22 protein-coding genes and 1 tRNA gene are annotated in these 23,809 nt (G+C 63.2%); 5 read left to right on the plus strand and 18 right to left on the minus strand.

Annotated elements, in window-relative coordinates; translation table 11 throughout:
• Positions 1–8: 8 nt before the first annotated feature.
• Positions 9–1,190 (plus strand): adenylate/guanylate cyclase domain-containing protein, encoded by a 1,182-nt coding sequence (locus tag AC5ZG1_RS25360; RefSeq protein ID WP_496134389.1) that lies wholly within the window; start codon positions 9–11, stop codon positions 1,188–1,190.
• Between the two features lie 15 nt (positions 1,191–1,205).
• On the opposite strand, the gene AC5ZG1_RS25365 is transcribed toward AC5ZG1_RS25360, so the two are convergent.
• The gene (locus AC5ZG1_RS25365) at positions 1,206–1,964 is read right to left on the minus strand and encodes a hypothetical protein (RefSeq protein WP_496134390.1); all 759 of its coding nucleotides are present in this window, start codon (positions 1,962–1,964) and stop codon (positions 1,206–1,208) included.
• Positions 1,965–2,063: 99 nt separating this feature from the next.
• Positions 2,064–2,369, minus strand: coding sequence for an ATP-dependent Clp protease adapter ClpS (gene clpS, locus AC5ZG1_RS25370; RefSeq protein WP_028168298.1), 306 nt, complete (start codon positions 2,367–2,369; stop codon positions 2,064–2,066).
• Positions 2,370–2,636: 267 nt separating this feature from the next.
• Between clpS and AC5ZG1_RS25375 the strand changes: the two genes are divergently transcribed.
• A complete protein-coding gene (locus AC5ZG1_RS25375) occupies positions 2,637–3,488 on the plus strand; it encodes a DUF1194 domain-containing protein (RefSeq protein ID WP_496134391.1) in 852 nt (283 codons plus the stop codon).
• Positions 3,489–3,679: 191 nt separating this feature from the next.
• On the opposite strand, the gene AC5ZG1_RS25380 is transcribed toward AC5ZG1_RS25375, so the two are convergent.
• The 12 genes from AC5ZG1_RS25380 to AC5ZG1_RS25435 all read right to left on the minus strand — a co-directional run bounded on the left by AC5ZG1_RS25380 (position 3,680) and on the right by AC5ZG1_RS25435 (position 18,147).
• Positions 3,680–4,681 (minus strand): Acg family FMN-binding oxidoreductase, encoded by a 1,002-nt coding sequence (locus tag AC5ZG1_RS25380; protein ID WP_496134392.1) that lies wholly within the window; start codon positions 4,679–4,681, stop codon positions 3,680–3,682.
• Positions 4,682–5,089: 408 nt separating this feature from the next.
• Complete coding sequence (locus tag AC5ZG1_RS25385; RefSeq protein ID WP_496134393.1) at positions 5,090–6,334, minus strand: class I SAM-dependent RNA methyltransferase; 1,245 nt, start codon at positions 6,332–6,334, stop codon at positions 5,090–5,092.
• Entirely contained in the window at positions 6,327–7,079 is a 753-nt protein-coding gene (locus tag AC5ZG1_RS25390) for a TlyA family RNA methyltransferase (RefSeq protein ID WP_496134394.1), read from the minus strand. The genes AC5ZG1_RS25385 and AC5ZG1_RS25390 overlap by 8 nt, the downstream gene beginning before the upstream one ends.
• Positions 7,076–7,645 (minus strand): nucleoside 2-deoxyribosyltransferase, encoded by a 570-nt coding sequence (locus tag AC5ZG1_RS25395; RefSeq protein ID WP_496134395.1) that lies wholly within the window; start codon positions 7,643–7,645, stop codon positions 7,076–7,078. Before AC5ZG1_RS25395 ends, AC5ZG1_RS25390 begins: the two co-directional genes overlap by 4 nt.
• 26 nt (positions 7,646–7,671) lie before the next feature.
• Positions 7,672–9,597 carry a 1-deoxy-D-xylulose-5-phosphate synthase gene (gene dxs, locus AC5ZG1_RS25400; RefSeq protein ID WP_130227722.1) on the minus strand — a complete coding sequence of 642 codons (1,926 nt, stop codon included), beginning with the start codon at positions 9,595–9,597 and terminating at the stop codon, positions 7,672–7,674.
• 357 nt (positions 9,598–9,954) lie between these two features.
• The gene (locus AC5ZG1_RS25405; protein ID WP_474418790.1) at positions 9,955–11,253 is read right to left on the minus strand and encodes a hypothetical protein; all 1,299 of its coding nucleotides are present in this window, start codon (positions 11,251–11,253) and stop codon (positions 9,955–9,957) included.
• Positions 11,254–11,431: 178 nt separating this feature from the next.
• Entirely contained in the window at positions 11,432–11,701 is a 270-nt protein-coding gene (locus AC5ZG1_RS25410; protein ID WP_028168306.1) for an exodeoxyribonuclease VII small subunit, read from the minus strand.
• 88 nt (positions 11,702–11,789) lie between these two features.
• Positions 11,790–12,716, minus strand: coding sequence for a histone deacetylase family protein (locus AC5ZG1_RS25415; protein WP_474418789.1), 927 nt, complete (start codon positions 12,714–12,716; stop codon positions 11,790–11,792).
• A 198-nt stretch (positions 12,717–12,914) separates the two neighbouring features.
• The gene (locus tag AC5ZG1_RS25420; protein ID WP_496134396.1) at positions 12,915–14,579 is read right to left on the minus strand and encodes a bifunctional metallophosphatase/5'-nucleotidase; all 1,665 of its coding nucleotides are present in this window, start codon (positions 14,577–14,579) and stop codon (positions 12,915–12,917) included.
• Between the two features lie 46 nt (positions 14,580–14,625).
• Entirely contained in the window at positions 14,626–15,387 is a 762-nt protein-coding gene (locus AC5ZG1_RS25425; RefSeq protein WP_456644806.1) for an enoyl-CoA hydratase-related protein, read from the minus strand.
• A gap of 170 nt (positions 15,388–15,557) precedes the next feature.
• On the minus strand, positions 15,558–16,121 hold the full coding sequence (locus AC5ZG1_RS25430) for a DinB family protein (RefSeq protein ID WP_496134457.1): 564 nt from the start codon (positions 16,119–16,121) through the stop codon (positions 15,558–15,560).
• A 244-nt stretch (positions 16,122–16,365) separates the two neighbouring features.
• Positions 16,366–18,147, minus strand: coding sequence for an acyl-CoA dehydrogenase family protein (locus tag AC5ZG1_RS25435; protein WP_496134397.1), 1,782 nt, complete (start codon positions 18,145–18,147; stop codon positions 16,366–16,368).
• 178 nt (positions 18,148–18,325) lie between these two features.
• Here AC5ZG1_RS25435 and AC5ZG1_RS25440 point away from each other — a divergent pair.
• A tRNA-Gln gene (locus AC5ZG1_RS25440) sits at positions 18,326–18,400 on the plus strand.
• Between the two features lie 513 nt (positions 18,401–18,913).
• Positions 18,914–19,450, plus strand: coding sequence for a ParB N-terminal domain-containing protein (locus tag AC5ZG1_RS25445; protein WP_496134458.1), 537 nt, complete (start codon positions 18,914–18,916; stop codon positions 19,448–19,450).
• Positions 19,451–19,504: 54 nt separating this feature from the next.
• On the opposite strand, the gene AC5ZG1_RS25450 is transcribed toward AC5ZG1_RS25445, so the two are convergent.
• On the minus strand, positions 19,505–19,660 hold the full coding sequence (locus AC5ZG1_RS25450) for a hypothetical protein (protein ID WP_496134398.1): 156 nt from the start codon (positions 19,658–19,660) through the stop codon (positions 19,505–19,507).
• A 14-nt stretch (positions 19,661–19,674) separates the two neighbouring features.
• On the opposite strand from AC5ZG1_RS25450, the gene AC5ZG1_RS25455 reads away from it, so the two are divergent.
• The gene (locus AC5ZG1_RS25455; protein ID WP_496134459.1) at positions 19,675–19,803 is read left to right on the plus strand and encodes a hypothetical protein; all 129 of its coding nucleotides are present in this window, start codon (positions 19,675–19,677) and stop codon (positions 19,801–19,803) included.
• A 50-nt stretch (positions 19,804–19,853) separates the two neighbouring features.
• On the opposite strand, the gene AC5ZG1_RS25460 is transcribed toward AC5ZG1_RS25455, so the two are convergent.
• The 3 genes from AC5ZG1_RS25460 to AC5ZG1_RS25470 form a co-directional block, all read right to left on the minus strand.
• Complete coding sequence (locus tag AC5ZG1_RS25460; protein WP_496134460.1) at positions 19,854–21,266, minus strand: FAD-binding oxidoreductase; 1,413 nt, start codon at positions 21,264–21,266, stop codon at positions 19,854–19,856.
• A 43-nt stretch (positions 21,267–21,309) separates the two neighbouring features.
• Positions 21,310–22,551, minus strand: coding sequence for an alpha-hydroxy acid oxidase (locus tag AC5ZG1_RS25465; RefSeq protein WP_496134399.1), 1,242 nt, complete (start codon positions 22,549–22,551; stop codon positions 21,310–21,312).
• A 114-nt stretch (positions 22,552–22,665) separates the two neighbouring features.
• Positions 22,666–23,637: a LysR family transcriptional regulator gene (locus AC5ZG1_RS25470; RefSeq protein WP_456646423.1), complete on the minus strand. Its 972-nt coding sequence runs from the start codon at positions 23,635–23,637 to the stop codon at positions 22,666–22,668.
• Between the last annotated feature and the right edge of the window lie 172 nt (positions 23,638–23,809).

Below are 23,809 nucleotides of genomic sequence, written 5' to 3' on the forward strand. Positions count from 1 at the left end.
AGGCCGTGATGCAGATCGACATCAGGGGGATCGCGGACTGGCTGATCGACGGCGCAAGGTCGACCCCTGTTGTCACCGACATGGTCTCCGAACTGTGCGGGCGCCTGGTTGCGGCCGGCATCCCGCTATGGCGGGTCGGATTCTTCATCCGGACGCTGCACCCAGAAATCTATGGGCGCAATTTCATCTGGAAGCCCGGCGAGCCTGTCGTCGTCGGCTCGGTTGACTACGACATCAAGCAAACGCCGGAGTTCATCGCAAGCCCGCTTGCGATCGTTTTTGGCGAGGTCAGGGAGGTGCGGTCCCGCACCGACGATCCCGAAAGCCGGCGATTTCCCTTTCTCGACGACATGCGCGCGGAAGGCGTGACCGACTATGTGGCCATACCGCTACGCTTCATCGATGGCTTCACGCATGCCTCCAGTTGGACCACCAAGCAGGCGGGCGGTTTCACCGACGACCAGCTCGCCGCACTGCGATCGGTGCTGCCGGCGCTGACGCGTCTCATCGAGGTGATCGGTCTTCGCCGCGTCGCCGCGACCTTGCTTGACACTTATGTCGGCAACCGCGCGGGCACGCGCATCCTCGATGGTCAGATCCGGCGCGGGCACGGCGAGACCATGCATGCGGCGATCTGGCTGTCGGACTTGCGTGGCTTCACTGCATTATCGGATCGACTCCCGGCCGAGACCGTCGTCGACATGCTCAACCGCTATTTCGACTGTCAGGTCGCCTCGATCCGGGCCCATGATGGCGAGGTGCTGAAATACATGGGCGACGGATTGCTCGCGGTTTTTCCGATCGATGAGTATGTCGGGGATGCGCAACAGGTCTGTTCGCACGTGTTGGAAGCCGCGCAGGACATGCGGGCCAGCGTCGAGGCGCTGCGGTATCCGGTCGGCGACGTCGTCGAGCGTTTCCGTTTCGGCGTTGCGCTGCACGTCGGAACAATTCTCTATGGCAATATCGGCGGCGGCAACCGGCTCGACTTCACCTGCATTGGCCGAGCGGTGAATCTTGCCGCGCGACTGGAGAAGATCGCCGGCCGACTTGGCCGCACGGTCGTGGCCTCCGAAGGCTTTGCCGGCATCTGCCGCGGCGGCTGGGATGATCTCGGCGAATTTCCGATCGCAGGTTTTTCAAAGGCCCAGCGCGTCTATGGCCTGATGGGCGAGGCGTCTGCGAGCTGAATTCCGCGGCGACCCCTAATCGTGGACATAGGACTGCTTCAGGCCGTAGGTCAGGATCAACAGTGTCACCCACAACCGCAGCATTGCGAAGCTGAAGATGAATACGAAATAGACGAGATTCTTGACGAACTGACTGGACGTGGAGGTCTGCCAGAAAACCACAATCGCACTGCGGACCAAGCCCTGGCCAAAGCTCAGACCTAGATTGACCAACCCAAGAGCTATCACGGCGGCCCCCAGCCAGAACCACCGCCTTGCAAGCTCGCCAGCGGCTTCGAAGAATGCCACCCGACCGCCGTTTTGCTCGGCACCGACAACCATCAGAAGTGTCACGGCGCCGACTGCGGCGCTCCAGAATTTTCCTATGACGGTGAACTGATCGAAGGCCATGCCGTCGATTCCCGCCAGCATATGGGGCGCCAGGGATCCGTAGCCGGCCGCCGCAAGCGCGGCTGCTGCCGCGATCATCAACAGCGCTATCCGACACGCGATCGCGAGCGACAATTTGAATTGCTCCGCGATCCCAAGCTCGCCGAGGCTGCTTTGGCCACCGGTCATCTCGATGCAGCGTTGAGCTGCTACGAGAACGGCGTGAATGACGGCAAGGTTGGCGATGATGATTGCAGGCAGAGCAACTCCGCCGCCGCCGAAGGCAATGACCCGCATCGCCGCGGCCAGTATCAGCCATGGCAGCGCGAGAATAACAAATCGATACGGCCCGAACGAGATGTCCGGAAGGGAGGCCTGCCGTTGCTTGCGGAATGCGACCGTCATGAACGCGATCATGCCAGCAAAAACTGAACCGTCGGTCGCACCGGCAGCTAAAATTGGCAGGAAATCCGGTTACCAGAACCTTTCGGGTCTCGTCGCGGCCTATTCCTCTGGCTCGGTCGTAAACAGCAGCGGATAGCCCTTGGCGCGGCCGGCGTCGGTGGCGCGGGTCGCCTTTGTCTCGGCGACGTCCTTGGTGAAGACCGCAACCACGCAGACGCCGCGCTGGTGTGCGGTGAGCATCACCTTATAGGCTTGGTCCTCGGTCATGCGGAATTCCGCCTTCAGCACGGTGACGACGAATTCGCGCGGCGTGTAATCGTCGTTGATCAGGATGACCTTGTGCAGGCGCGGCCGTTCTACCTTGGTCTTGACCTTGGTTTTGGGGGTGGTGACGGTGTCGCTCATGGTGCGGCACTTCCTGCTGCTCTGCGAACCCGAAATAATATCGCCTTCCTGGCGATCCCGGAACCGGGGGTTTTTGCACGGGCTCCTTGCAGGAGCGGGATAATCGCGGGCAAGCGACAAAACCTCGCCAAAATCGGGGCGAGTACAAGGCGAGACTAGCAGAGCTGGACGGAAGGCTAACCTGAATGTGAAGGACAAATGATGTTCGCCCTTTGCGCCGCGCAGTTTGCGTGTCACCATTGTTGACGTTCGACGGGAGGGCAGCTCATGCGCTGGTATGTCTCGATCGGGGTTGTGCTTGTCGCCGGCTGGCTCGTCGGCGGCGACGGGGCCGGCATCGCCGCGCCGGGGCCGGGCAACCAGGGCACCCGCCAGGTGGTGGAGAAGGACGCGAACCCCACCGTCGATGTCGAACTGATACTTGCCGTCGACGTCTCCTATTCCATGGACATGGACGAACTCGCGATCCAGCGCGAGGGCTACGCGCAGGCAATCGTATCGAAGGAGTTCCTGCAGGCACTCAAGGCCGGCCCGAACGGCAAGATCTCGGTGACCTATTTCGAATGGGCCGCTTCCTCTGATCAGAAGATCATCATTCCCTGGCGGCTGATCGACGGCCCGGAAACGGCCGACGCTGTTGCCGCCGAGATCATGAAGACGCCGATCCGCCGGGCGTCGCGGACCTCGATCTCGGGTGCGATCAATTTTGCGGTGCCGCTGTTCGACGAAGATCCCTATCGCGGCCTCAGGCGCGTGATCGACATTTCCGGCGACGGTCCCAACAATAACGGCGCACCGGTCTCGACCGCGCGCGACGCGGCGCTGGAGAAGGGCATCGTCATCAACGGCCTGCCGATCATGGTGAAGGAGCCGTCTTATTCCACCATGGATATCGACAATCTCGATCAGTATTACGAGGACTGCGTGATCGGCGGTCCAGGCTCCTTCGTGGTGACGATCAAGGAGCGCGAGAAGTTCAAAGAAGCGATCCGCACCAAGCTGCTGATGGAGGTCGCCGGCCACGCGCCCGAGCGCAAGATCGTGCCGGTGGCCGAAAAGGAGCCGCGCGTGAGCTGCATGATCGGGGAAAAGATCTGGCAGGACAGGTGGGGAAGGTAGCGTCCTTTCCTTCTCCCCTTGTGGGAGAAGGTGGCGCGCATGCAATGCGCGCCGAGGGGTTCTCTCCACGAGCGACCGTCCTCGTGGAGTGAACCCCTCACCCAAGCGATTTCGTCGCCAGCAGTGGAGGAGCCCTCTCCCACAAGGGGCGAGGGCACATCAACCGGCACCTCCAAACCGGCAGGCGTCCGCTACGACACCTCGCGCATCACCTGTTCCGGTGCCCGGCGCAGCGAGTTGGGCAGAGCGGGCCCTGTGCCGAAGCGCATGATGATGTCCGGGCGCCGACCGCCAAGATCCAGGAACGAGGCGAATTGCGAGCGGATCGCGGGCACCTCGACCGGTTGGTTGACGAACGCATATTTCAGTCCAAGCGCGGTCGCCTGCAGTCCGAAACGCTGGCAGGCGCGGCCGACTGCGATCCAGTGGGCCTTGTCGCCGGCATCAGATGCAAGGACGACGACACCCGCCGAGCTTGCGATCTGCTCGCGATACTTCTTGTTCTCTGCCTCTTCGGTGAGGAAGAAGCTGAGAAGCGGCCGGGCAATCCAGGCGGGCAGCGCGGGATTTCCAGAGCAGCGCGAGAACAATCCGTCCATCTTCGCCATGGCGTCGGCTTCGCTGAAGCGCAGCCAGCGTCGCAGTTCGTCGATGAACGCCTTGTCGCGCATCTGTGCCGAGTTAGCCTGAACAACGTAGTCGGCGACGTCCAGGATCCCGGCCCGGTCGCTTATCATGATGGCCGAGACGCCAGGCTCCCGACATGCGCTCTCCAGCAAGCGCAGCGTCTCGGGTGAAACGGGCTTGCCGTCATAGATCGTGCGGGTGCTCTGGCGAACCGTGATCGCCTCGGCGAGCGGCGAGCTCAAGGAGCGGGCTGCTTCCAGATCAATCACGATCCGGTCGCCCTCGACAACCGCATTCGCCTTCAGCCCGAGCATCGAGGCTGCCAGCACGAGGTTTTCCGCGGCACATCCCAGACTGACGAAGAGATGGTGGTCGTCCGGATCGACCGCGGGACATCTGCGCGTGTAGTCCGGCATGATGACGATCCTGTCGGCGCTCGCGGTGAAGGTCCAGGGCTGAGTGTTGTGACTGTTGGCCGCCAGGCTGGCAAAGCGCACCAGTTCTCGGTTTCGCGGCGTGGACCGCAACGGCGCTCTGACGATGCCGGCCGCGTCCTCATACGTCATTGCTGCTGCTCCTGCCTGCGACGACAAGCCTATGATCGCCGCCGCGCCAAGCCCAAGCGCGGTTCCGAACATCTGTCGTCTATCGATGAGCATCGACCCGCTTCCAACCAAGTTTTGCACGGAAGCAGTTAGCACAAGCGGGGGCCGGGGCCGTTGACCAAGGTCAAGCCTGTCGTCTTACTACGCGCTCGAAGACGCCGCGGCATCCTTCCCTTCTCCCCTTGTGGGAGAAGGTGGCGCGGACGAAGTCCGCGACGGATGAGGGGTTCTCTCCACGGACTCCTGTGCTCGTGGAGAGAACCCCTCACCCTAGTGAGTTCGCTGCTGGCGACTGAGCAGCCCTCTCCCACAAGGGGCGAGGGCACATCAACTGGCACCGCCAAGCGTGATGCTATTTGGCTACGGCGGTCAGCGCTTGCGCGTAAATCGCGCCACCAGCTCGACGTGCGGTGTGTGGCGGAACTGGTCGACAGGTGTGACGCCTTCGATCCTGTAGCCACCGTCGATCAGGATCTTGGCATCGCGGGCGAAGGTCGGTGCGTTGCAGGACACGGCCACGACGGTGGGCACCTTGCTTGCGGCAAGCTGGGTTGCCTGCGCCTGCGCGCCCTGACGTGGCGGATCGAACACGACTGCGTCGTAGTCGCGCAATTCCTGCGGCACCAGCGGGCGGCGGAACAGGTCGCGTGGCTCGGCTTTGACCGGCTTCAAGCCCGCCGTCGAGGTCGTGGCCTTCTGCAGGCTCGTGACAGCGCCGGTGTCGCTATCGAAGGCGGCGACCCGCGATTTCGTCGCGAGGCGCAGGGCGAACGGGCCGACGCCGCAGAAGAGATCGGCGACGTGCTTGGCGCGCTGGCAGTGATCGCTGACGAGCCGCGCCAGCGTCTCTTCGCCGGCGATGGTCGCTTGCAGGAACGAGCCCGGCGGCAGAATCACCTGGGCCGCTCCGATCATCACCGCGGGAGGGGCGCGCATCAGCACCAACTCGCCATGCCGCGTCAGCCGCGCCAGGCGATGCTGTTCGGCGATGCGCGACAGGGCGGCGATCATGGTCGAGGGCAGGGCGCCGGAGCCGCGGACGTCAACGTCGAGGCCATTGAGGGTTGCAGTCACCTGGATGTCGAGCGGCTTGCCCATCGCTATCAACGGCTCGGCGATCGCCCAGGCGGCGTCGAGCGCGCCGCTGAGACCCGGATCGAGAATCGGACAACGATCGACGGGGATGATGTCGTGGGAACTTGCTGCGGCGAAGCCGACCTTGAGCACCTCATGCGTCCCCATCCGCGCGTGAAGCGTGATGCGGCGGCGCCCGAGGCCGTGGGCGTCGATCAGCGGGGCGACCTCGGCCGCAACCTTGGCCTGCGCCAGCGCCTCGACGACGAGCTCGCGCTTCCAGGCCTGGTAGCTTTCATGATCCCAATGCTGGATCGCGCAGCCGCCGCAGACGCCGAAATGCGGGCAGAACGGCGCGATGCGTTCGGGACTGGCACGCTCGACCTGCAGCAATCGACGCCGGTCGGGATGGCCGGGAACGCTAGCCGCCTCGATCGTCTCGCCGGCGAGCGCATAAGGCACATAGATCACCTGGCCGTTCTCCATCGCGACGCCGTCGCCGCGATGGCCGACATGGTCGATCATCAGCCGTTCAGCCACGGCGCGCGCCGAGGAAGAATTCGATGTTGCCGTCGCCGCCGGTGATCGGGGACGGAAAGACCTGGATATCGGTGCAGCCCTGGGCAGCGGCAAAGGCCGCGATGTCGTCGCAGATTTCCTGATGCACCATCGCGTTGCGGATGATGCCATGCTTCAAATGCTTTCGCTGCGCCTCGAATTGCGGCTTGATCAGCGCGAGCAGGTGCATCGGCGCTGCCGCGAGCGACAACGCGACCGGCAACACCAACTTCAGCGAGATGAAGCTGACGTCGATGACGACGACGTCCGGCCGCGCCGGCAGGCGCTTGCCCTCGAACGAGCGGATATCGGTCTCTTCCATCGACACGACCCTGGGATGGCCCTGCAGCGAAGGATGCAATTGGCCGTGCCCGACGTCGATGGCAAACACCAGGCTGGCGCCATTGGCGAGCAGCACCTCGGTGAAGCCGCCGGTCGAGGCGCCGACATCGAGGCAGACGTGGCCTTCGATGTCTACAGAATATTGTTCCAGCGCCCCGGCCAGCTTCACGCCGCCGCGCGAAACATAGGGGTGCGCGGGCTCCGCCGACAGCGTCGCATCGGACGCAAGCGTATCGGAGGGTTTCGCCACCTGTTTGCCGTCCGCGATCACGAGCCCGGCTTCGATCGCGGCGCGCGCCCGCGCCCGGCTCTCGAACAGGCCGCGCTCAACCAGCAGCACATCCGCGCGCTTGCGCGGGGCATGCTCGCTTTCGCTTTTCTTCATTGGCTTCGACCCGTCTTTCGCCCGTGGTCTGCGGCAAGGCGGACGCAGGCCTCGAAGCAGGCGAGGTCGTGCCAGATATCCGCAGGTGCAGCCTTCGGCGTCACGAGCGGGCAGCCGTGCAGGTCGAGGGCGTGCATCATCATCAGATTGTCGGGCAAGCCAAACTCTTCCACAGTGAGGCCGTGTCCATCGGCAAGGCGGCCGTCGGGCAACGTCGTCACTTCATATAGGCGCGCCACGCGAGTTGCATATGACGCGGGGTCGTTGGAATAGCCGAAGCACAATTTGCCGCGCCCCGCCATGTAGCCGAGCTCATAGACGGTGCCTGCGTCGGCACTGGGGCCACGAAACGGCGTCAAATTGGCGATGACGGCATCGGCTGCCTCCATCATCGCCTCGTTGCCCTTGAAGATGATGAGGGAAGCGTCTAGCGCCGACAGATCGACCGCGTTGTCGAGCGGGTAGATGCCGATCAAGCCGTACCGCGTGCAAAGCTCGGCCTTGCGCCGTCCAATTTCCATCGCATCCGGCAGGAACACGTCGGGACCTGCCAGATAGATCTTCATCGCGGAATCCGCAGGCAAGCCTCAGGTCAGGCGAGCTTGACGGTCTCGGTCTTGAAATCCTTGCCGAGGGTCTCGAACACCTTGGCGACGATGCTCTTGGCGTCGAGGCCTGCCTGCGCATACATCGCCGCCGGCGTGTCGTGATCGAGGAACACGTCGGGCAGCACCATCGAACGCATGCGCAGACCGCCGTCGAGCATGCCGTGCTCGGCGAGGAGCTGCATCACATGCGAGCCGAAACCGCCGATCGAGCCTTCCTCGATGGCGATCAGGATTTCGTGGTCGCGCGCGAGCTTCAGGATCATCTCTTCGTCGAGCGGCTTCATGAAGCGCGCATCTGCGATCGTGGCGGAGAGGCCATGCGCCGCCAGCTCGTCGGCGGCCTTCTCGCATTCGGCGAGGCGGGTGCCGAAGGAGAGCAGGGCGACCTTCTTGCCTTGGCGGATGATGCGGCCCTTGCCGATCTCAAGGGGGATGCCGACTTCGGGCATCTCGACGCCGCGGCCTTCGCCGCGCGGATAGCGCACCGCGCTCGGGCGGTCGTTGATCGCCACCTGCGTTGCGACCATGTGCACGAGCTCCGCTTCGTCAGAGGCCGCCATGATGACGAAGTTCGGCAGGCAGCCGAGATAGGCGTTGTCGAACGAGCCGGCATGGGTGGCGCCGTCGGCGCCGACCAGGCCGGCGCGGTCGATCGCGAAGCGGACCGGCAGGCTCTGGATCGCGACGTCATGGACCACCTGGTCATAGCCGCGCTGCAGGAAGGTCGAGTAGATCGCGCAGAACGGCTTGTAGCCCTCGGCGGCAAGGCCGGCCGCGAAGGTCACGGCATGCTGCTCGGCGATGCCGACGTCAAACGTTCGGTTCGGGAACGCCTTGTTGAAGATGTCGATGCCGGTGCCGGACGGCATCGCGGCGGTGATGCCAACGATCTTGTCGTCCTTCTGGGCTTCCTTGACGAGGCTCTGACCGAACACGTTCTGGTAGGCCGGCGCATTCGGCTTGGCCTTGGTCTGGGTGCCGGTGGCGACGTCGAACTTGACCACGGCGTGATACTTGTCGGCGGAGGCTTCTGCCGGGCCGTAGCCCTTACCCTTCTGCGTCACGACGTGGACCAGGATCGGGCCGGTATCCATGTCGCGGACGTTCTTCAGGACCGGCAGCAGGTGGTCGAGGTTATGGCCGTCGATCGGACCGACATAATAGAAGCCGAGTTCCTCGAACAGCGTGCCACCGTCCATCATGAAGCCGCGGGAATATTCTTCGACGCGGTTGGCGCGGTTGGCCAGCACCTTCGGCAGATGCTTGTTGATCTGCTTTGCCGCCTCGCGCAGCGAGCGGTAGGTCTTGCCCGAATAGAGCCGCGACAGATAGGCGCTCATCGCACCGACCGGCGGGGCGATCGACATGTCGTTGTCATTCAGGATCACGATCAGGCGCGAATTCATGGCGCCGGCATTGTTCATCGCCTCATAGGCCATGCCTGCCGACATCGCGCCGTCGCCGATCACGGCGATTACGTTGTTGGTGCCGCCGGAGAGATCGCGCGCCACCGCCATGCCGAGCCCGGCGGAGATCGAGGTCGAGGAATGGGCGGCGCCGAACGGATCGTAGTCGCTCTCGCTGCGCTTGGTGAATCCGGACAGGCCGCCGCCGGTGCGGAGCGTGCGGATGCGGTCGCGCCGGCCGGTCAGGATCTTGTGCGGATAGGCCTGGTGGCCCACGTCCCAGATCAGCCGGTCGCGCGGGGTGTCGAAGACATAGTGGATCGCGGTGGTCAGCTCGACCACGCCGAGCCCGGCGCCGAAGTGGCCGCCCGTCACGGAAACCGCGTCGATGGTTTCCTGCCGAAGCTCATCGGCGACCTGCCGTACCTGCTCCACCTTGAGCCGGCGCAGGTCGTCGGGCGTGCGGATTGTGTCGAGAAGCGGCGTCTTACTGTATGTGGTCACAGCGATATTCCAGTTCTTGAGGTCAGGGCCAGCGGCCCGACCGGAGATGGGGGCGCATCGATTGCGCCGTGAGAGTCCAGACGCCAGTTGCCGCCTTGGCAGGCCGGCGCCTGATTTGAAAGCCTAGATGCACTCCGGATCGAACCACGTGATATGCATCACGCTGGTAACTGCACCCGTCCCGGTCATTTTTTTCAGCCCTTTAAGAGGTATCCGCTGCCGCCAAATCTGCGGCAAGCTGCCCCCAAACAGCCATAGAACGGCAAGCTTTACACCAAAGCGGACGGCAAAGCCAAGCCGCCCAGCGGCTGGGTTCCCGGGGGAGCCCAAGCGGGGGAATTGAAAAGTCTAGGGTTTTTAACCGTGCCGGCGGGCGGAAGGTTCCAGCGCAAGCAAATTCCCGCCAGGCGTTGCCTCCGCGCCGCACATCTCGATCTGGCGCCAGGCCTGCTCGCGGGCAGCCGGATTGCCGGTCGCAACCTCCAGGGCAGCCTCCGGAAACGCCATCCGCTCCTTCAGCGGCACCGGACCGCACACGATCATGAAAAAATCGTAAGGATGCGGGCGTTGATTGGCCATCACGAACTGAAAATGCACCCGGAAGAACTGCCAGCGGAAGGTATTATAATGCTCCGGCTTCACGATGTCGCGGAAGCGGACCGGCACAATGGTCGGATTGCGCCTGGTCTCGCCGAGTTCGATGCCGTGGCTCGAGATCGGATCGAACTGGTAGAAGTTCATCACGTCCTTGCGCGCCTGGCAGTCGATCCATTCGATCGAGGGTTCCAGCGCCAATTGCCGCAAATGGTCGCGAAAATCCTGCGATACCTTGTGAAAGCCGACAATCGGAAGATTGCCGCCAATGGTGAACAGCACCACGCGAGGGCCGTGGCGGCCCAATGACGGGTCGAGCCTCAGCGCCCGCGCCAGGATCTCGGTCCCTAAGAACGATCCCGAGCTGTGGCCGACCAGCACGATCTCGTCGGCATCGCTGCTGCGCGCGATGTTGACGAGGTGCCGTGCAAAACGGTCGATGCGCTCGTCCCACTCCGGACGCCGTCGATGCGAGAACTCCCAGGTCCAGATCGTGTCCGACAGGAGATAGAGCACGTAAGTGTTGTTCTCGGTGTATTTCAGCATGGTGCCGAGCACGGCCACGAAGATCGCGGTTGCCGCGGCAACACTGAAGAGATCGGGGACGCCGATCGCACTAAGCCCCTTTTCGAACACGAACGCGACTGCCGCAGCGCACAACGCTTCCAGCAGCAGCACGACGTGCGGATAGGTGATGAACGCCGTGAAACGCCAGTTCGCCCGCGTGAACCGGGCGATCGTGCCGGTGAAGACCAGCCCCCAATAGATCCAGAGGGCATGAAACACGGTACGCCAGATCGGCGCGGCGAGGTCGCGCTGGATGAAATCCTCGAACCGCAGGAAATCGTAGGACGTGCGGGTCTGCCAGTCGGCCGCCTTGGTCTCGATGGTCCAGGACGCGATCTCGTCGTCGTCGGCAACCTTCGGCCGGCTCATGGTGGCCGATAACTGGTAGAGACGGCTGAATTTCCGCAGTTCGGTCCTGAACATGCGGTAGTATTGCGCAAGGCCGCGCGGATCGTATCCCTGGATATAAATGATATGGCGGTGCCGAACGCGCACTTACTGTCCCCAGATGAGATCGGGACTATAGCAGCCAGCGCGATGCGCCAAGAGCTATTTCGGCCGACTCTGGGGAAGACCGGCAGATTCGCCTGAACCTGCTGCACGATTGCGACGCCACGTCGCGGTTAGATCATGATCCGATCAGACGGCATCGATCCATTTCTCGGATCATGCTCTATTGCACGTCGAGCGGCTCGGTTCCCGTGGCTTGGCCGCTGGCGTCGGTCGTGATCTTGTCGACGCGCGCTTCGGCCTGCCGCAGCAGTTCCTCGCAGCGGCGCTTCAGCGCCTCGCCGCGTTCATAAATCGCGACCGATTCCTCAAGTGGCACCTTGCCGTCCTCAAGCCGTTTGACGATCGATTCAAGTTCCTCCATCGCACGTTCGAAGGAGAGCTTCTTGACGTCGACCTTGTTGTTTTCGACTTGAGTGGTGTTTTCTGCCATTTACTCGCGTTCCCATTCGCGTTTTTCGGCTGCGCCGTTCCCAGTGCAGAATCAAAGCAATTCTCTGCGGAAGTAATGTGGCGCCGATTCACGCGCCCATCAATGCGGTGACATGCGCGGCCACCGACTCTTTCAATCCCTGCAGATCATAGCCGCCTTCGAGCACGGAAACCACCCGTCCGCCGGCGTGCCGATCGGCGAGATCCAGAAGCTTGTGCGTCACCCAGCCGAAGTCGTCGGCCCTCAGGTTGAGCGAGGCGAGCGGATCGCGGTAATGCGCATCGAAGCCGGCGGAGATGATGACGAGCTCGGGGCCGAATTTTTCCAATTGCGGCAGGATCAAATTGTCGAACGCCGAGCGGAATTGCGCGCCGCCATCTTCGGGCGCGAGCGGTGCGTTGACGATGGTGTCGTGCTCGCCCCGCTCGCCGCGGCCGCCGGTGCCCGGAAACAGCGGCATCTGGTGCGTCGAGCAATACATCACGGTCGGATCGGCCCAGAAGATATCCTGGGTGCCGTTGCCATGATGAACATCGAAATCAACCACGGCGACGCGGCCGATGCCGAACTTGCGCTGGGCGTGGCGCGCGGCAATCGCGGCATTGTCGAAGAAGCAGAAGCCCATGGGACGGCTGGCTTCGGCATGGTGGCCGGGCGGCCGAACCGCGACGAAAGCATTCGGATGCTCGCCCGACATCACCGCATCGGTAGCCGCAACGGCGCCGCCGACGCCGCGCATCACCGCTTCCCAGGTGCCCGGCGACATCGAGGTGTCGCCATCGATGTAAACCAGGCCGGAGGTCGGAGCGATGTGGCGGAGCTCGCCGACATAAAGCTCGCCATGGCAGAGCATGACGGAATCGAGGCCGCCTTCCGGCGCTTCACCGCGTGCGAGCGGTGCGAACCGCTCTTCACCGAGCACCTCGGCGACCGCACGCAACCGGTCGGGGCGTTCGGGGTGGCCTGATGGTGTCAGGTGGTCGAGGCAGGCGGAATGCGTCAGAAGAAGGGTCATGCAGGTTTCCAGCGCATTCGCTGCGCGTTCTTGCGAGTAAGCCTCTATTTAGGCGCTTGGCGCCCACCGCGAAAGCCCTCTATGGCTTTCGTAGCCCGGGTGGAGCGCAGCGCAACCCGGGAAACCCGTGCGATTTGCCGTGTGCTGATCGAAGATCCCGGGTTGCGCTTCGCTCCACCCGGGCTACGGGCCTGTTGGTCAGTTGATCCGCTGGATCCGGTTGCCGGGCGCGGGCCCAACCGGGCTGTTCGCCTGGAAATAGGCCTGGAGCGCATCGACATCATAGGGGCCGGTCAGCGGCGCCTGACCTTCTTTCAGCACGGTGAAGCCGTCGCCGCCGAGCGACAGGAAATTGTTGACCGTCACCCGATAGGTCGCGGCGGGCTCAATCGGGACGCCGTTCAGCGTCATCTTCTCGGCGATGATGCGCTCGCCGTCACTCTTGTTCGCATCCCAGGCGTAAGCGAACCCTTTCGACACCTGCAGGATCCGCGGACGCTTCGGGTCAAGCCATTGTTGCTCGAGCGTGTCCTTGATCTGCTTGCCGGTGAGCGTCAGCGTGATGAGCTGGTTGCGGAACGGCTGGCTCGAGAACAGGTCGGCATAGGTGACGGCGCCGTCCTCTCTCCGCGCAATATCGGTGCGGACGCCGCCCGGATTGGTGAAGGCGATCACCGCGCCGCCTTTTTCCGGCGACGTCGTCGCGGCGAGCTGGGCGTCAGCAATGATGTCACCGAGCGCGCTTTCGCCTGCCTGGTTCGGCACGCGCGACAGCGTTTCCGTCACCGAGCCTGCCGGACGGTTGGCGATCGGTGCGGCCAGCCGGTCATAGGCCTCGATCAGCGCGGTCTGGCTCGCGTCCTTGGCCAGCGTCTGGCTGCGGACGATGGTGTTCTCGGCCTTGGCGCTGATCACGTCGCGCGTCTTGGGATCGAGCTTGAGGTCGATCGCGGTGACGAGCGTGCCGTATTTGTCGCCGGAAGTGACGAGCCGGCCGTCAATGTCGCAGACATAGGCCTGGTGGGTGTGGCCGGAGATCACGACGTCGACCGCGCGATCAAACCTCTTCACGATGTCGACGATCGGGCCGGAGATGGAGGGGCATTCGTTGTAGTCGCCGGTCGGCAGGCCGCCTTCATGGATCAGGACCACGATCGCCTCGACGCCGCGCGCCTTCAGTTCCGGAACGAGCGCATTCACCGTCTCGGCTTCATCGCGGAATTCGAGGCCGGCGGCGCTCGCCGGCGAGATGATGTTCGGCGTGCCCCTCAGCGTCAGCCCGATGAACGCGACCGGGATGCCCTCGAATTGCCTGATCTCGTAGGGCGGAAACACGGTCTTGCCGGAGGCCTTCTCGAAGGTGCTCGCGGCGAGATAGTGGAATTTGGCGCCGGGGAAGGGATGAGGACCGCGGCACTTCTCGGTCGGATGGCAGCCGCCGTTCTGCATCCGCCGCAGTTCGTCCATGCCCTCGTCGAATTCGTGGTTGCCGACGGAGGCGACCTCGAGCCCCATCATCGACAGCGACTCGATGGTCGGCTCGTCATGGAACATCGCCGACAAAAACGGGCTCGCGCCGATCAGGTCGCCGGCGGCGACGAAGATCGTGTTCTTGTGTCCCTCGCGGAGCTGGCGCACCAACGTCGCCATGTGCTCGGCGCCGCCGGCGGGCACGACGATCTTCTTCGCTTTGTCGTCGGGATCGCTGATCCGGATGCCGCCCGGCGGCGGCCGCAAATAGCCGTGGAAATCGTTGATCGCGAGGATGCGCAGATCGACGGGCGAGGCGGTTTGGGCCTGGCAAGGTGCGAGGGCAAATCCAGCCATCAGCGCCAGCGCTGCAAGGATGTGATGGGTTCTCATGGGGTGAATATGGAGAGGCGCGGCAACGATTTTGCGACGTTCCGGTTCAATTTTGTTTGCGCGCAAAGAATGCCTTGAAGGCAGAGACTGCTTCCTTGGAGCGCATCCGCTCGCTGAACAGATGAGCCTCCTGGTCGATGCGGCGGGTCATATCTTCCGGCGGGAGTTTGATCAGCTTGCGGGCGATTGCGACCGCGTCGGCCGGCAGCGCGCAGATCTCGCGCGCCACTTTCCGCGCTTCCGTTTCGGTATGGCCCGGAGCCACCACCGCGTTGACGAAGCCGGCGATTCGGGCGTCGTGGGCGTCCATGGTGCGGCCCATCACCAGCATCTCGAAGGCCCGCTGGTGCCCCATCGTGCGCGGCATCAACAGGCTCGAGGCGCCCTCGGGCACCAGCCCCAGATGGATGAACGGCGTCGAGAAGGTCGCCGTGCTGCTGGCGAGCACGTAGTCGCAGTGGAAGAGCATGGTGGTGCCGATGCCGATCGCGACTCCGTCGACGGCGGCGATGACCGGCTTCACGTTGTGCGCCAGCGAGTAGAGGAACTTGACCGCGGCGGCGGTGCGCACCGCGTCGGGATTGGCAGTGGCCTGCTTCAGGAAATCCTCGACATCATGGCCCCCGGTGAACACGCCGGAGCCGCCGGTGATGATGAGGCAACGGATATTCGGATTGTTCTGCGCGGTGTCGATCGCATCGCTCATCGCGCGATACATCTCCTCGGTGATCGCGTTCTTCTTCTCGGGCCGACGCATCGTGATCACGCGCGTTGCGGCTTCGTCTGATACGATGAGGTGCCCGGTCATCAAGCGGTCCCTTGCGGAGGCGGCGCCATGGCCGCCGGCGAACACCTCGCTATCCTACATGATCTCCGCCCGGCTCCCAATGTCCCTCACGGCTTTCCCACGCCCTTGTCATTCCGGGGTGCGTCAGGATCACGCAGGCGCGGAATGTATCGGGCGGCCGGAGCCGACGATCACGATCGCCACACGGTATCCTCGGTCCAACCAAGGGTCGCAAACTCGGCGGCCCTGAGGGGGGCTTCTCCGGCTGAAAAGAACTCGTCGAGCTGAGGTGGCTTGATCGCCGTTCCAGACAGCATCGCGTGCGCCTGGCCGCGATGGTGGATCTGGTGCTGGAAGAGATGCATGAGGAGGCGGTCACAGCGTTCGGTCTGTACGGACGTGTCGCGATTGACCCGCACGATCTCGTTGAGCAGCTCGGGCGTCAGGCCGTCACAGATCGCAATCAACCGCTTGTCGACGACCGCTTGAGCGCGCTTCAGCTCCGCAACGGTTCGACATGGCACTTCGTTTTCCCAGGTCCGCGGTCCGAGCCATCCGCCTTCGAGCGCGTCAACGTAGAACAGATCGATGACGTAGACGTGGTTCAAGGTCCGCTGCAGGCTGGGAAAGAAACCCGTCCGCTCGGCCGCAAAATCCTCCTGGCTGAGATTTTTGCAGGCCGTGAGCAGCCGATAATTGGCCCACGCGTTGTTGTAGGCGAAAGCGCGATAGGTCTGAACAAATCCGGTGGGCACGTTTGTTCCCTCACTTGATGGCATCGCTTGGAAGGACTCGTATGCGAGCGCGATTATACTGCGTTCTGCGTCCGCCCCACAGCAGGTCAATTGGAAGCGACGTCCGTGCTCACGCCCGTCATTCCGGGATGGGTGCGCAGCACCCAGGCCCGGAATCCATCGGGCCACAGGCACAGGCGGAGAAATGGATTCCGGGTTCACGCTTCGCGCGCCCCGGAATGACAGAAAAAATGCGGATGCGCCGCTACCCCAGCAACACCGCGTCTGCGCCGTTGATGGCATCGGCGCTGTCGGTCACCGTCTTCTCGAGCGATGGTGACTGGACGGTGACGTTCTCGGCGAAGAAGCGGGCCAGCGCGATATAGCGCTGCGGATCGCCGGCCTCGTCGCCGCTTTTCACGGCGAGCGCTTCGCCGGCCAGCATGCAGCCGCCGAGCGTCGCGCCGAACAGGCGCAGGTAAGGCGTGGCGCCGGCAAGCGCATCGTTTGGCGCCGAGGCGAGGCGCTCGAGCAACCAGCGGCTGCTGCGTTCGAGGGCGCCGAGCGCATCGCGCAATTTGGCGCCGGTGGTGCCGAACGCGGGATCGTTGGAAGCTTCCACCTGCTTGACGATCGCGGAGAGCTCTTCGAGCAGCGCCCAAACCGAGGCGCCGCCATTGGCCGCGAGCTTGCGGGTGACGAGGTCGATCGACTGGATGCCGTTGGTGCCCTCATAGATCGCGGTGATGCGCGCGTCGCGATAATGCTGGGCCGCACCGGTCTCCTCGATGAAGCCCATGCCGCCATGCACCTGCACGCCGAGATAGGCGACCTCGTTGCCGACGTCGGTGGAGAAGGCTTTCGCGATCGGCGTCAGCAGCGCGCCGCGCGCGGCCGCATCGCTGCGCACCTTCGGATCCTTCGCGCGCGTGGAAATGTCGAGTGCGACCGCAGTCGCATAGCAGATCGCGCGGGCGGCTGCCGTCATGGCGCGCATCTGCATCAGCATGCGCTTGACATCGGGATGCGCGATGATCGGATCCGAGCTCTCGCTCTTGCTGCCGACGGCGCGGCCCTGGCGGCGTTCCTGGGCATAGGCGAGCGCCTGCTGGTAGGCGCGGTCGGCAAGGCCGACGCCTTCGAGGCCGACCGCGAGCCGGGCCTGATTCATCATCGTGAACATGCATCGCATGCCCTGGTTCTCTTCGCCGACCAGATAGCCGATGGCGCCGCCATGGTCGCCCATAGTCATGGTGCAGGTCGGGGAGGCGTGCATGCCGAGCTTGTGCTCGACGCCGGAGGGATAGATGTCGTTGCGTGCGCCGAGCGAGCCGTCGGGATTGACCAGGAATTTCGGGATCAGGAACAGCGAGATGCCCTTGGTGCCCGCGGGCGCATCGGGCAGGCGGGCGAGCACGAAATGAACGATATTGTCGGTCATGTCGTGATCGCCATAGGTGATGAAGATCTTGGTGCCTTTGATGCGGTAGGTGCCGTCACCGGCGCGCTCGGCGCGGGTGCGCAGTGCGCCGACGTCGGAGCCCGCCTGCGGCTCGGTGAGTTGCATCGTGCCGGTCCACTCGCCGGAGACGAGCTTGGCAAGGTATATAGCCTTCAACTCTTCGCTGCCATGGGCGTCCAGCGCCTCGATCGCGGAGAGCGTGAGCAGCGGGCAAAGGCCGAACGCCGAATTCGACGCGCTCCAGATCTCGGTGCAGGCGGCATTGATCACGAGCGGCAAGCCTTGGCCGCCGAAGGCTTCCGGGCCCGACACCGCGTTCCAGCCCGCGGCCGCCCAGCGCTGATAGGCGTCGGGCCAGCCCGGCGCGGTCGTCACCTTGCCGTCCGCGAGCTTGACGCCGTTCTGGTCGCCAATGCGGTTGAGCGGCGCCAGCACGTCGCTTGCGAACTTGCCGGCTTCCTCCAGCACCGGCTGGGCGATGTCGCCGTCGAAATCGCCGTAATGGCCGGCGGCGAGGGCGGCCTTCAGTCCAGCACCATGGTTAAGGGCGAGCAGGATGTCGTCGATCGGCGCGCGGTAGGTCATGGCGTTACTCCCCGAGGGAACATTGGCGTCGTCTTCCCACGAAACCATGCTTCCCTCAACCGTCCGGATAACCGAATTGAGGGGGAGAAACAGTTGAAATGGTCCGACTCCCTCTGTAGACCGGCGTTGCCAGACCGAGAGGGCTGCGGCTATGTTCCGCGCCTTCCGGACCTGACATTGGGGCGTAGCCAAGCGGTAAGGCAGCGGATTTTGATTCCGCCATTCGGAGGTTCGATCCCTCCCGCCCCAGCCAGGTCAAAAAACATCAGTAAAATAAATGGCTTACCGGTTCGGAATATCCGAAGATCGATTGCGTTGACGAAGTCGAACCTCAGAAACTCGAAAAGCGCTCGCCCTCGCTGTTTAAGTCGGCTGAAACCTCAATCACTGCGTACCCCTTCAGTGCGCGGTTTCACGTCAGGCCATTGCTCGATGTAGCGCGCGATCTCGCTTCTCATCACACCACCGAGTGGCCGCGTTTTCCTTGCTCTGAGATCGCCGCGTGCGATCACGCGGTCGAGTTTCGCAAGCGTAAGGATGCGATCGGCTAATCAAATTAGAAGCAGGGCCTTCTCGTTCGTGGCACCACCAGTTTTGATTCCTCAGCCGATAGGAAACTGGACTCAAAAAAGGGGCGGTCGTCCGACCGGTGTCGCGCGAGGGACGCGCGGAAATTGCCTTGGCGGTGGAGCGCTTCATCCCTAAAATCTTGTCACCGCCGCCAGGTGGTTCGGTAATTGAGCTCAGTCACTGCGGAGTAGAAGCTATGTCCAAGCCGGAAAGCTTCCCAATCGACAAGATTTACGTTCCCGTGAAGAGGAAGAAAGCACTCAAGCCTGAGCTCGTTCAAGAAATCGCGGAAAGTATTTTAGAAATCGGACAACAAGTGCCCATTCTCGTTCGGCCCGACGAAGGCCGGTTCGTTCTGGTCGAGGGACTGCATCGGTTCGAAGCCTGCAAGGCTCTTGGCGAAGGAACTGTCATCGGGGTCCTGGTCTCGGCTGAGATCGTACCCCAAAAGACGCTTTTGTCGGACAGCGCCGAAGCAGAAGCAGAGCGCGACAAGATGGCGCGATTGAAAAGACTGCGCCTCGAAAAGGAGGCTGCCGCGCGATTAGCCGCCGCTTCGGAGGCCGCCATAGAGACGCAGTCTGCAGAGCTCTTGCGAAAACCTTCGGAGAAGGGTATCCGGAACGTTCCCAAGGCATCACGAAGCCAATTCGATCGCAAGACTTCAGGATCAACACCAAGAACATTGTCGGAATGGCTCACGCAACAAAAGCGCAATGGCGGTCGTTATTGATCGCCAGCTCCGCCGCGACCCACCGGCCTCGAGCAAGCTTGGGCTAATGGCCCCCTACGCAATCGTCTTGAGGTAAAGGCTCGGGTCGAAATATTTGTTGGCCGGGGTGAAATCCTTGATGCCGGCGTTCGCCATGAAGAACTCGGTGGATTGCTGCAGCCAGTTCGTAATCGTGTTGTCGGAGTATCGGTACAGCCGATCTCGAAGCATCCAAGCTTCTTGAAATTCCGCTTGGTTCTCCGGTCGCGGAGGTGCGGCGGGTCTTCAACACCGCTAGCGATCGCGTCATCTACCTCGGCGAAGTGACCTATCGCGGCGACTTCATTCGCATCGATATGGATCTGAAGCCTTAGGGTCCTCCTCCGATCGAGCAAACGCAAAGCCAAGCGTCGCGTCGGCAGGCTTAGGCGATGACTTTGCCAGGATTCATGAGATTGTGGGGATCGAAGGCTTGCTTCAGGAGCCTCAGCGCGTTCAGCTCTGCTGGTGATTTGTAGCGGAGCATCTCCGATCGACGGAGTTGGCCCACGCCGTGTTCTGCGCTGATCGAACCGCCGAGATCGGCGACGATGTCGTGCACAATCCGGTTGATTTCGCTCCGACGTTCATTGAACTGACTGGAGCTAATGCCCAGCGGCGGCATCGGATTATAATGAATATTGCCGTCGCCGAGATGGCCGAACGCAAAGGGACGGATGCCCGGGATTGCGTCCGCCAGCGCAGCGTCGGCACGCGCGATGAACTCAGGCACCTGCGACACCGGGACCGAGACGTCGTGCTTGATGCCGGCGCCACCCGCTTTCTGTGCTTCGGCCTGGCCTTCGCGAAGGGCCCAGAGACGGCGGCGCTGCGCCTCCGAATCCGCAAGCACGCCGTCGATCACCAGGCCTTTTTCCAGCGCCTCGGACAGCATTTGCTCGATCGGATCACGCAGCGAACCCGGCTCGCCCTGGCCGGCAGCCTCGATGAGCACATACCATGGATGTTCCTCGGCAAAGGGTGAAGTCTGTCCCGGCAATGCCACCAAGACCCACTTCATGCATTCGCGCCGCATCAGCTCAAACGCGCTCAGGCTCTCGCCGACGTGGCTGCGGGCGAGGTGGAGGAGATCAAGTGCCGCCGCCGGCGTCGGGACAGCAACGAAAGCCGTGACGATGTCTCGCGGTCTCGGAAACAGCCGCAGCGTGGCGGCCGTGATGATGCCGAGCGTGCCCTCGGCTCCGATAAAGAGCTGTTTGAGATCATAGCCGGTCGAGTCCTTGCGTAAGCCACGCAGCCCGCTCCACATGCTGCCGTCGGGAAGTACGACTTCGAGCCCGAGCGTCAGAGCGCGCATGTTGCCGTAGCGCAGGACCTGCGTTCCTCCCGCGTTGGTCGAAAGGTTGCCGCCGATCTGGCAGGATCCTTCGGAGGCGAGGCTGAGCGGAAACAGCCGGTTGACATCGGCTGCATGTCTCTGCACCTCCGCGAGCGTCATCCCTGCCTCGACAGTAATGGTGTCGTTCTGCGCGTCGACCGCGCGCAGGGCGCGCATCCGCTCCAGCGAAATGATCACGCTGTGGGGATCGATTGGCTGAGCACCGCCCGCCAGGCCGGTGTTGCCCCCCTGAGGTACCATCGAAATGCCTGCCTTTCGGCATGCGGTCACAACGGCAGAAACTTGGGCGGTGGAGGAGGGGCGCGCGATATATTGCGCGGGTCCCCGGAACGCGCCGTCGAAAGAAACACAATAGCGCTCGAACTCAGCATTCGGCTCGGCCAGGCCTTGGGGCCCAAGAATTGCGCGCAGTCGGTCGCCAAGGTCGTTCGTCAGCATGTCTCCCGTCGCGATGATGTGCACAACGCCGTCTCCCCTTCAGTCAGGTAAAGTCAAAGGCGCCGCGGTGGCGGCGTGTGAGTTGCGCGAGCGCGTCGAGCGATGGTGCGCCGAGCTGTCCCATCGCGGTCTCCAGCTCTTCCTTCAAGAGTCCGGCGACATAGCCTGCGCCTCTTTCGCCGAGTCCGCCGAGCCCGAGCAGGAATGCGCGCCCCGCAAATGTACCGCTGGCGCCGAGCGCGATAGCGCGCGCGACGTCAAGGCCCGATCGTATGCCGCTGTCGAACAGGATGGTGGCTCTGGTCCCGACCCTTGCAGCGATAGCGGGCAGGACGTCGATCGCAGCAGGCGCAGCATCGAACTGGCGACCACCATGATTGGAGACCAGGATGCCATCCACTCCCGCTGCAAGCGCCTGTTCGGCATCCTCGGGATGCATGACACCTTTCACGATCAGCGCGCCTGACCAGGCATCCCGCATCCGCTTGATGACATCCCAGGAAAACGTGCCCTTGATCTGGCTCTGTACAAAGCCGGCGGTGTTCGCCAGCGTCGCCGGTTTTTCGACGTAACGCTCCATGTTGCGAAAGGCCGGCGTGCCCGCCGTGGCGAGCGCAAGCAGCCACGGCGGCGACAGAGCCACGTCCAGGATGGTTCTTGGCGTGGGACGGAATGGGACCACCAGGCCGTTGCGCAGATCACGAGGACGCTTGGAGCGAACCGGCGCATCCAGCGTCGCCGCCAGCACCCGCACGCCAGCCGCGCCTGCCCGCTTGATCAGATCGAAGGTGACGGCGTGGTCGTCGGCCGGCAGTCCGTAGAGCTGAAACCAGGCATAGGGACCGGCAAGCTCGGCGACATCCTCGATCGTGGCGGTGGCGAGCGTGCCGGCAATGTAAGGAATCCTTGCCTTGCCGGCTGCGCTTGCGAACATCCGCGTGGCGCCGGGCCAGATAATGCCGTCGACTCCCACAGGAGAGATGCCGATCGGCGCCGCGCAACGGACGCCGAACAGCTCAACCTCAGTGCTAACGGGACCAGGCTTGCCGTAGCGGGGGACCAGCTCCACCGCATCGAGCGCCAGTCGATTGCGCCGGGTGTTCAGATCGTCACCCGTTCCGCCCTCGAGAAAATCGAAGGCAAAGCGCGGGATGCGGCGACGGGCGCGGCGCTCGATGTCATCCAGCGTGGGCAAACGCTGACGCAAGCGAGCCTCGCGGCTTGTTCCGCTGCCGGCACCCCAGGCTTGCGCGCGCGGTGAGGAGCGGCGAAGATCGCCGGTCATGAGAAAGCGTCCTTGGTTGCGTGACCCCCGCTTCTCATAGGATGCGTCTCGTCATCACCGCAAATAATTAGAGATGATGACCGCGATAGCTTCTGATGATTGCCGGCAGGATGGCTACCGCGACTTGGCGCGCCGTATCGCCCGGCGCCTCGCCGTATCTCCGGAAGCCGGCTGCACATAGTTGCTTGCCGATGTCGCGGCCTCGAGCAGGTCGTGGCGAATGATGTCCAGCACGGCTCTGGCAGCGGCGGACACCATTCGGCGCGGATGATGAACCCAGGCGATCGATCGGACGATGCGCGGTTCGGCAAAGCGGTGCGCTCTCACCCTGCCGTCCGCAAGCGACTGTTGAAGTGCAATCGTGGGCAGCACGGTCACGAGATTGGTGGTGGCGATCACGTCGCACACCGCGGGTAGGGTGTCGAGCTCCAGCCTCGGCTTCAATTCGATGCCGGCCGTGGTGGCGTGCTCCTCGAGGATCATGCGCAGGCCGTGCCGTTTCGATGGCATGACCAGGTCGAACTCGGCGAGATGCCCGAAACGCAGGTTCGTCGGTGGCTTGATCGGCGCATCCTTTCGGCAGGCGAACACCATCTCTTCGTCCATTACATGGTGCGTGGCGAGCGAAACCCGCCGGCGCGGCACGTTGATCAGCGCAAAGTCGAGTTGCCCGGAATTCACCCAGTCGGTCAAGGTTTCCGTGTATCCCTCGCAGGCCGAGAGCGTGATTTCCGGATAGAGATGCGCAACGGTTGCGGACGAACTCGCCATCGTGCTCTGCGCCACCGAGGTAATCAGTCCGACCGACACCCGGCCGGAAATACGGCCGTTGAGCCGCGCCATTTCCTGCTTGGCATATTCGACGTCGCGCACGATGGGAAACACGAGCCGGGAGAACGCTTCGCCGGCGACCGTCAGCGTCATTCCGTTGATGCTCCGCTCGAACAGCTTTTGGCCAAGCTCGGCCTCAAGTTTGGCGATCTGCATGCTGAGTGCCGGCTGTACGATGTTGAGCTGGCGGGCTGCGCGGGTCACGTTCCTCTCTTCCGCCAGGCAAAGGAAGTATTGCATCTGCCTGAGTTCCATTGGTTTTTTCCTTCCTGTCCTCGACGACGCGCCGGTGCTGTAGGCTGCCGCTAGGCATCATTTTGGATGATTGAGTTTATCATCAATCATTATTTGTACTGATCTTAGCTTGCCTCTACTGTCCGTTCAAACAGCTTGACGCGCCTGCAGCCCGAAATCGGGGCACCCGCAC

Source organism: Bradyrhizobium sp. Leo78 (genome assembly GCF_059512425.1).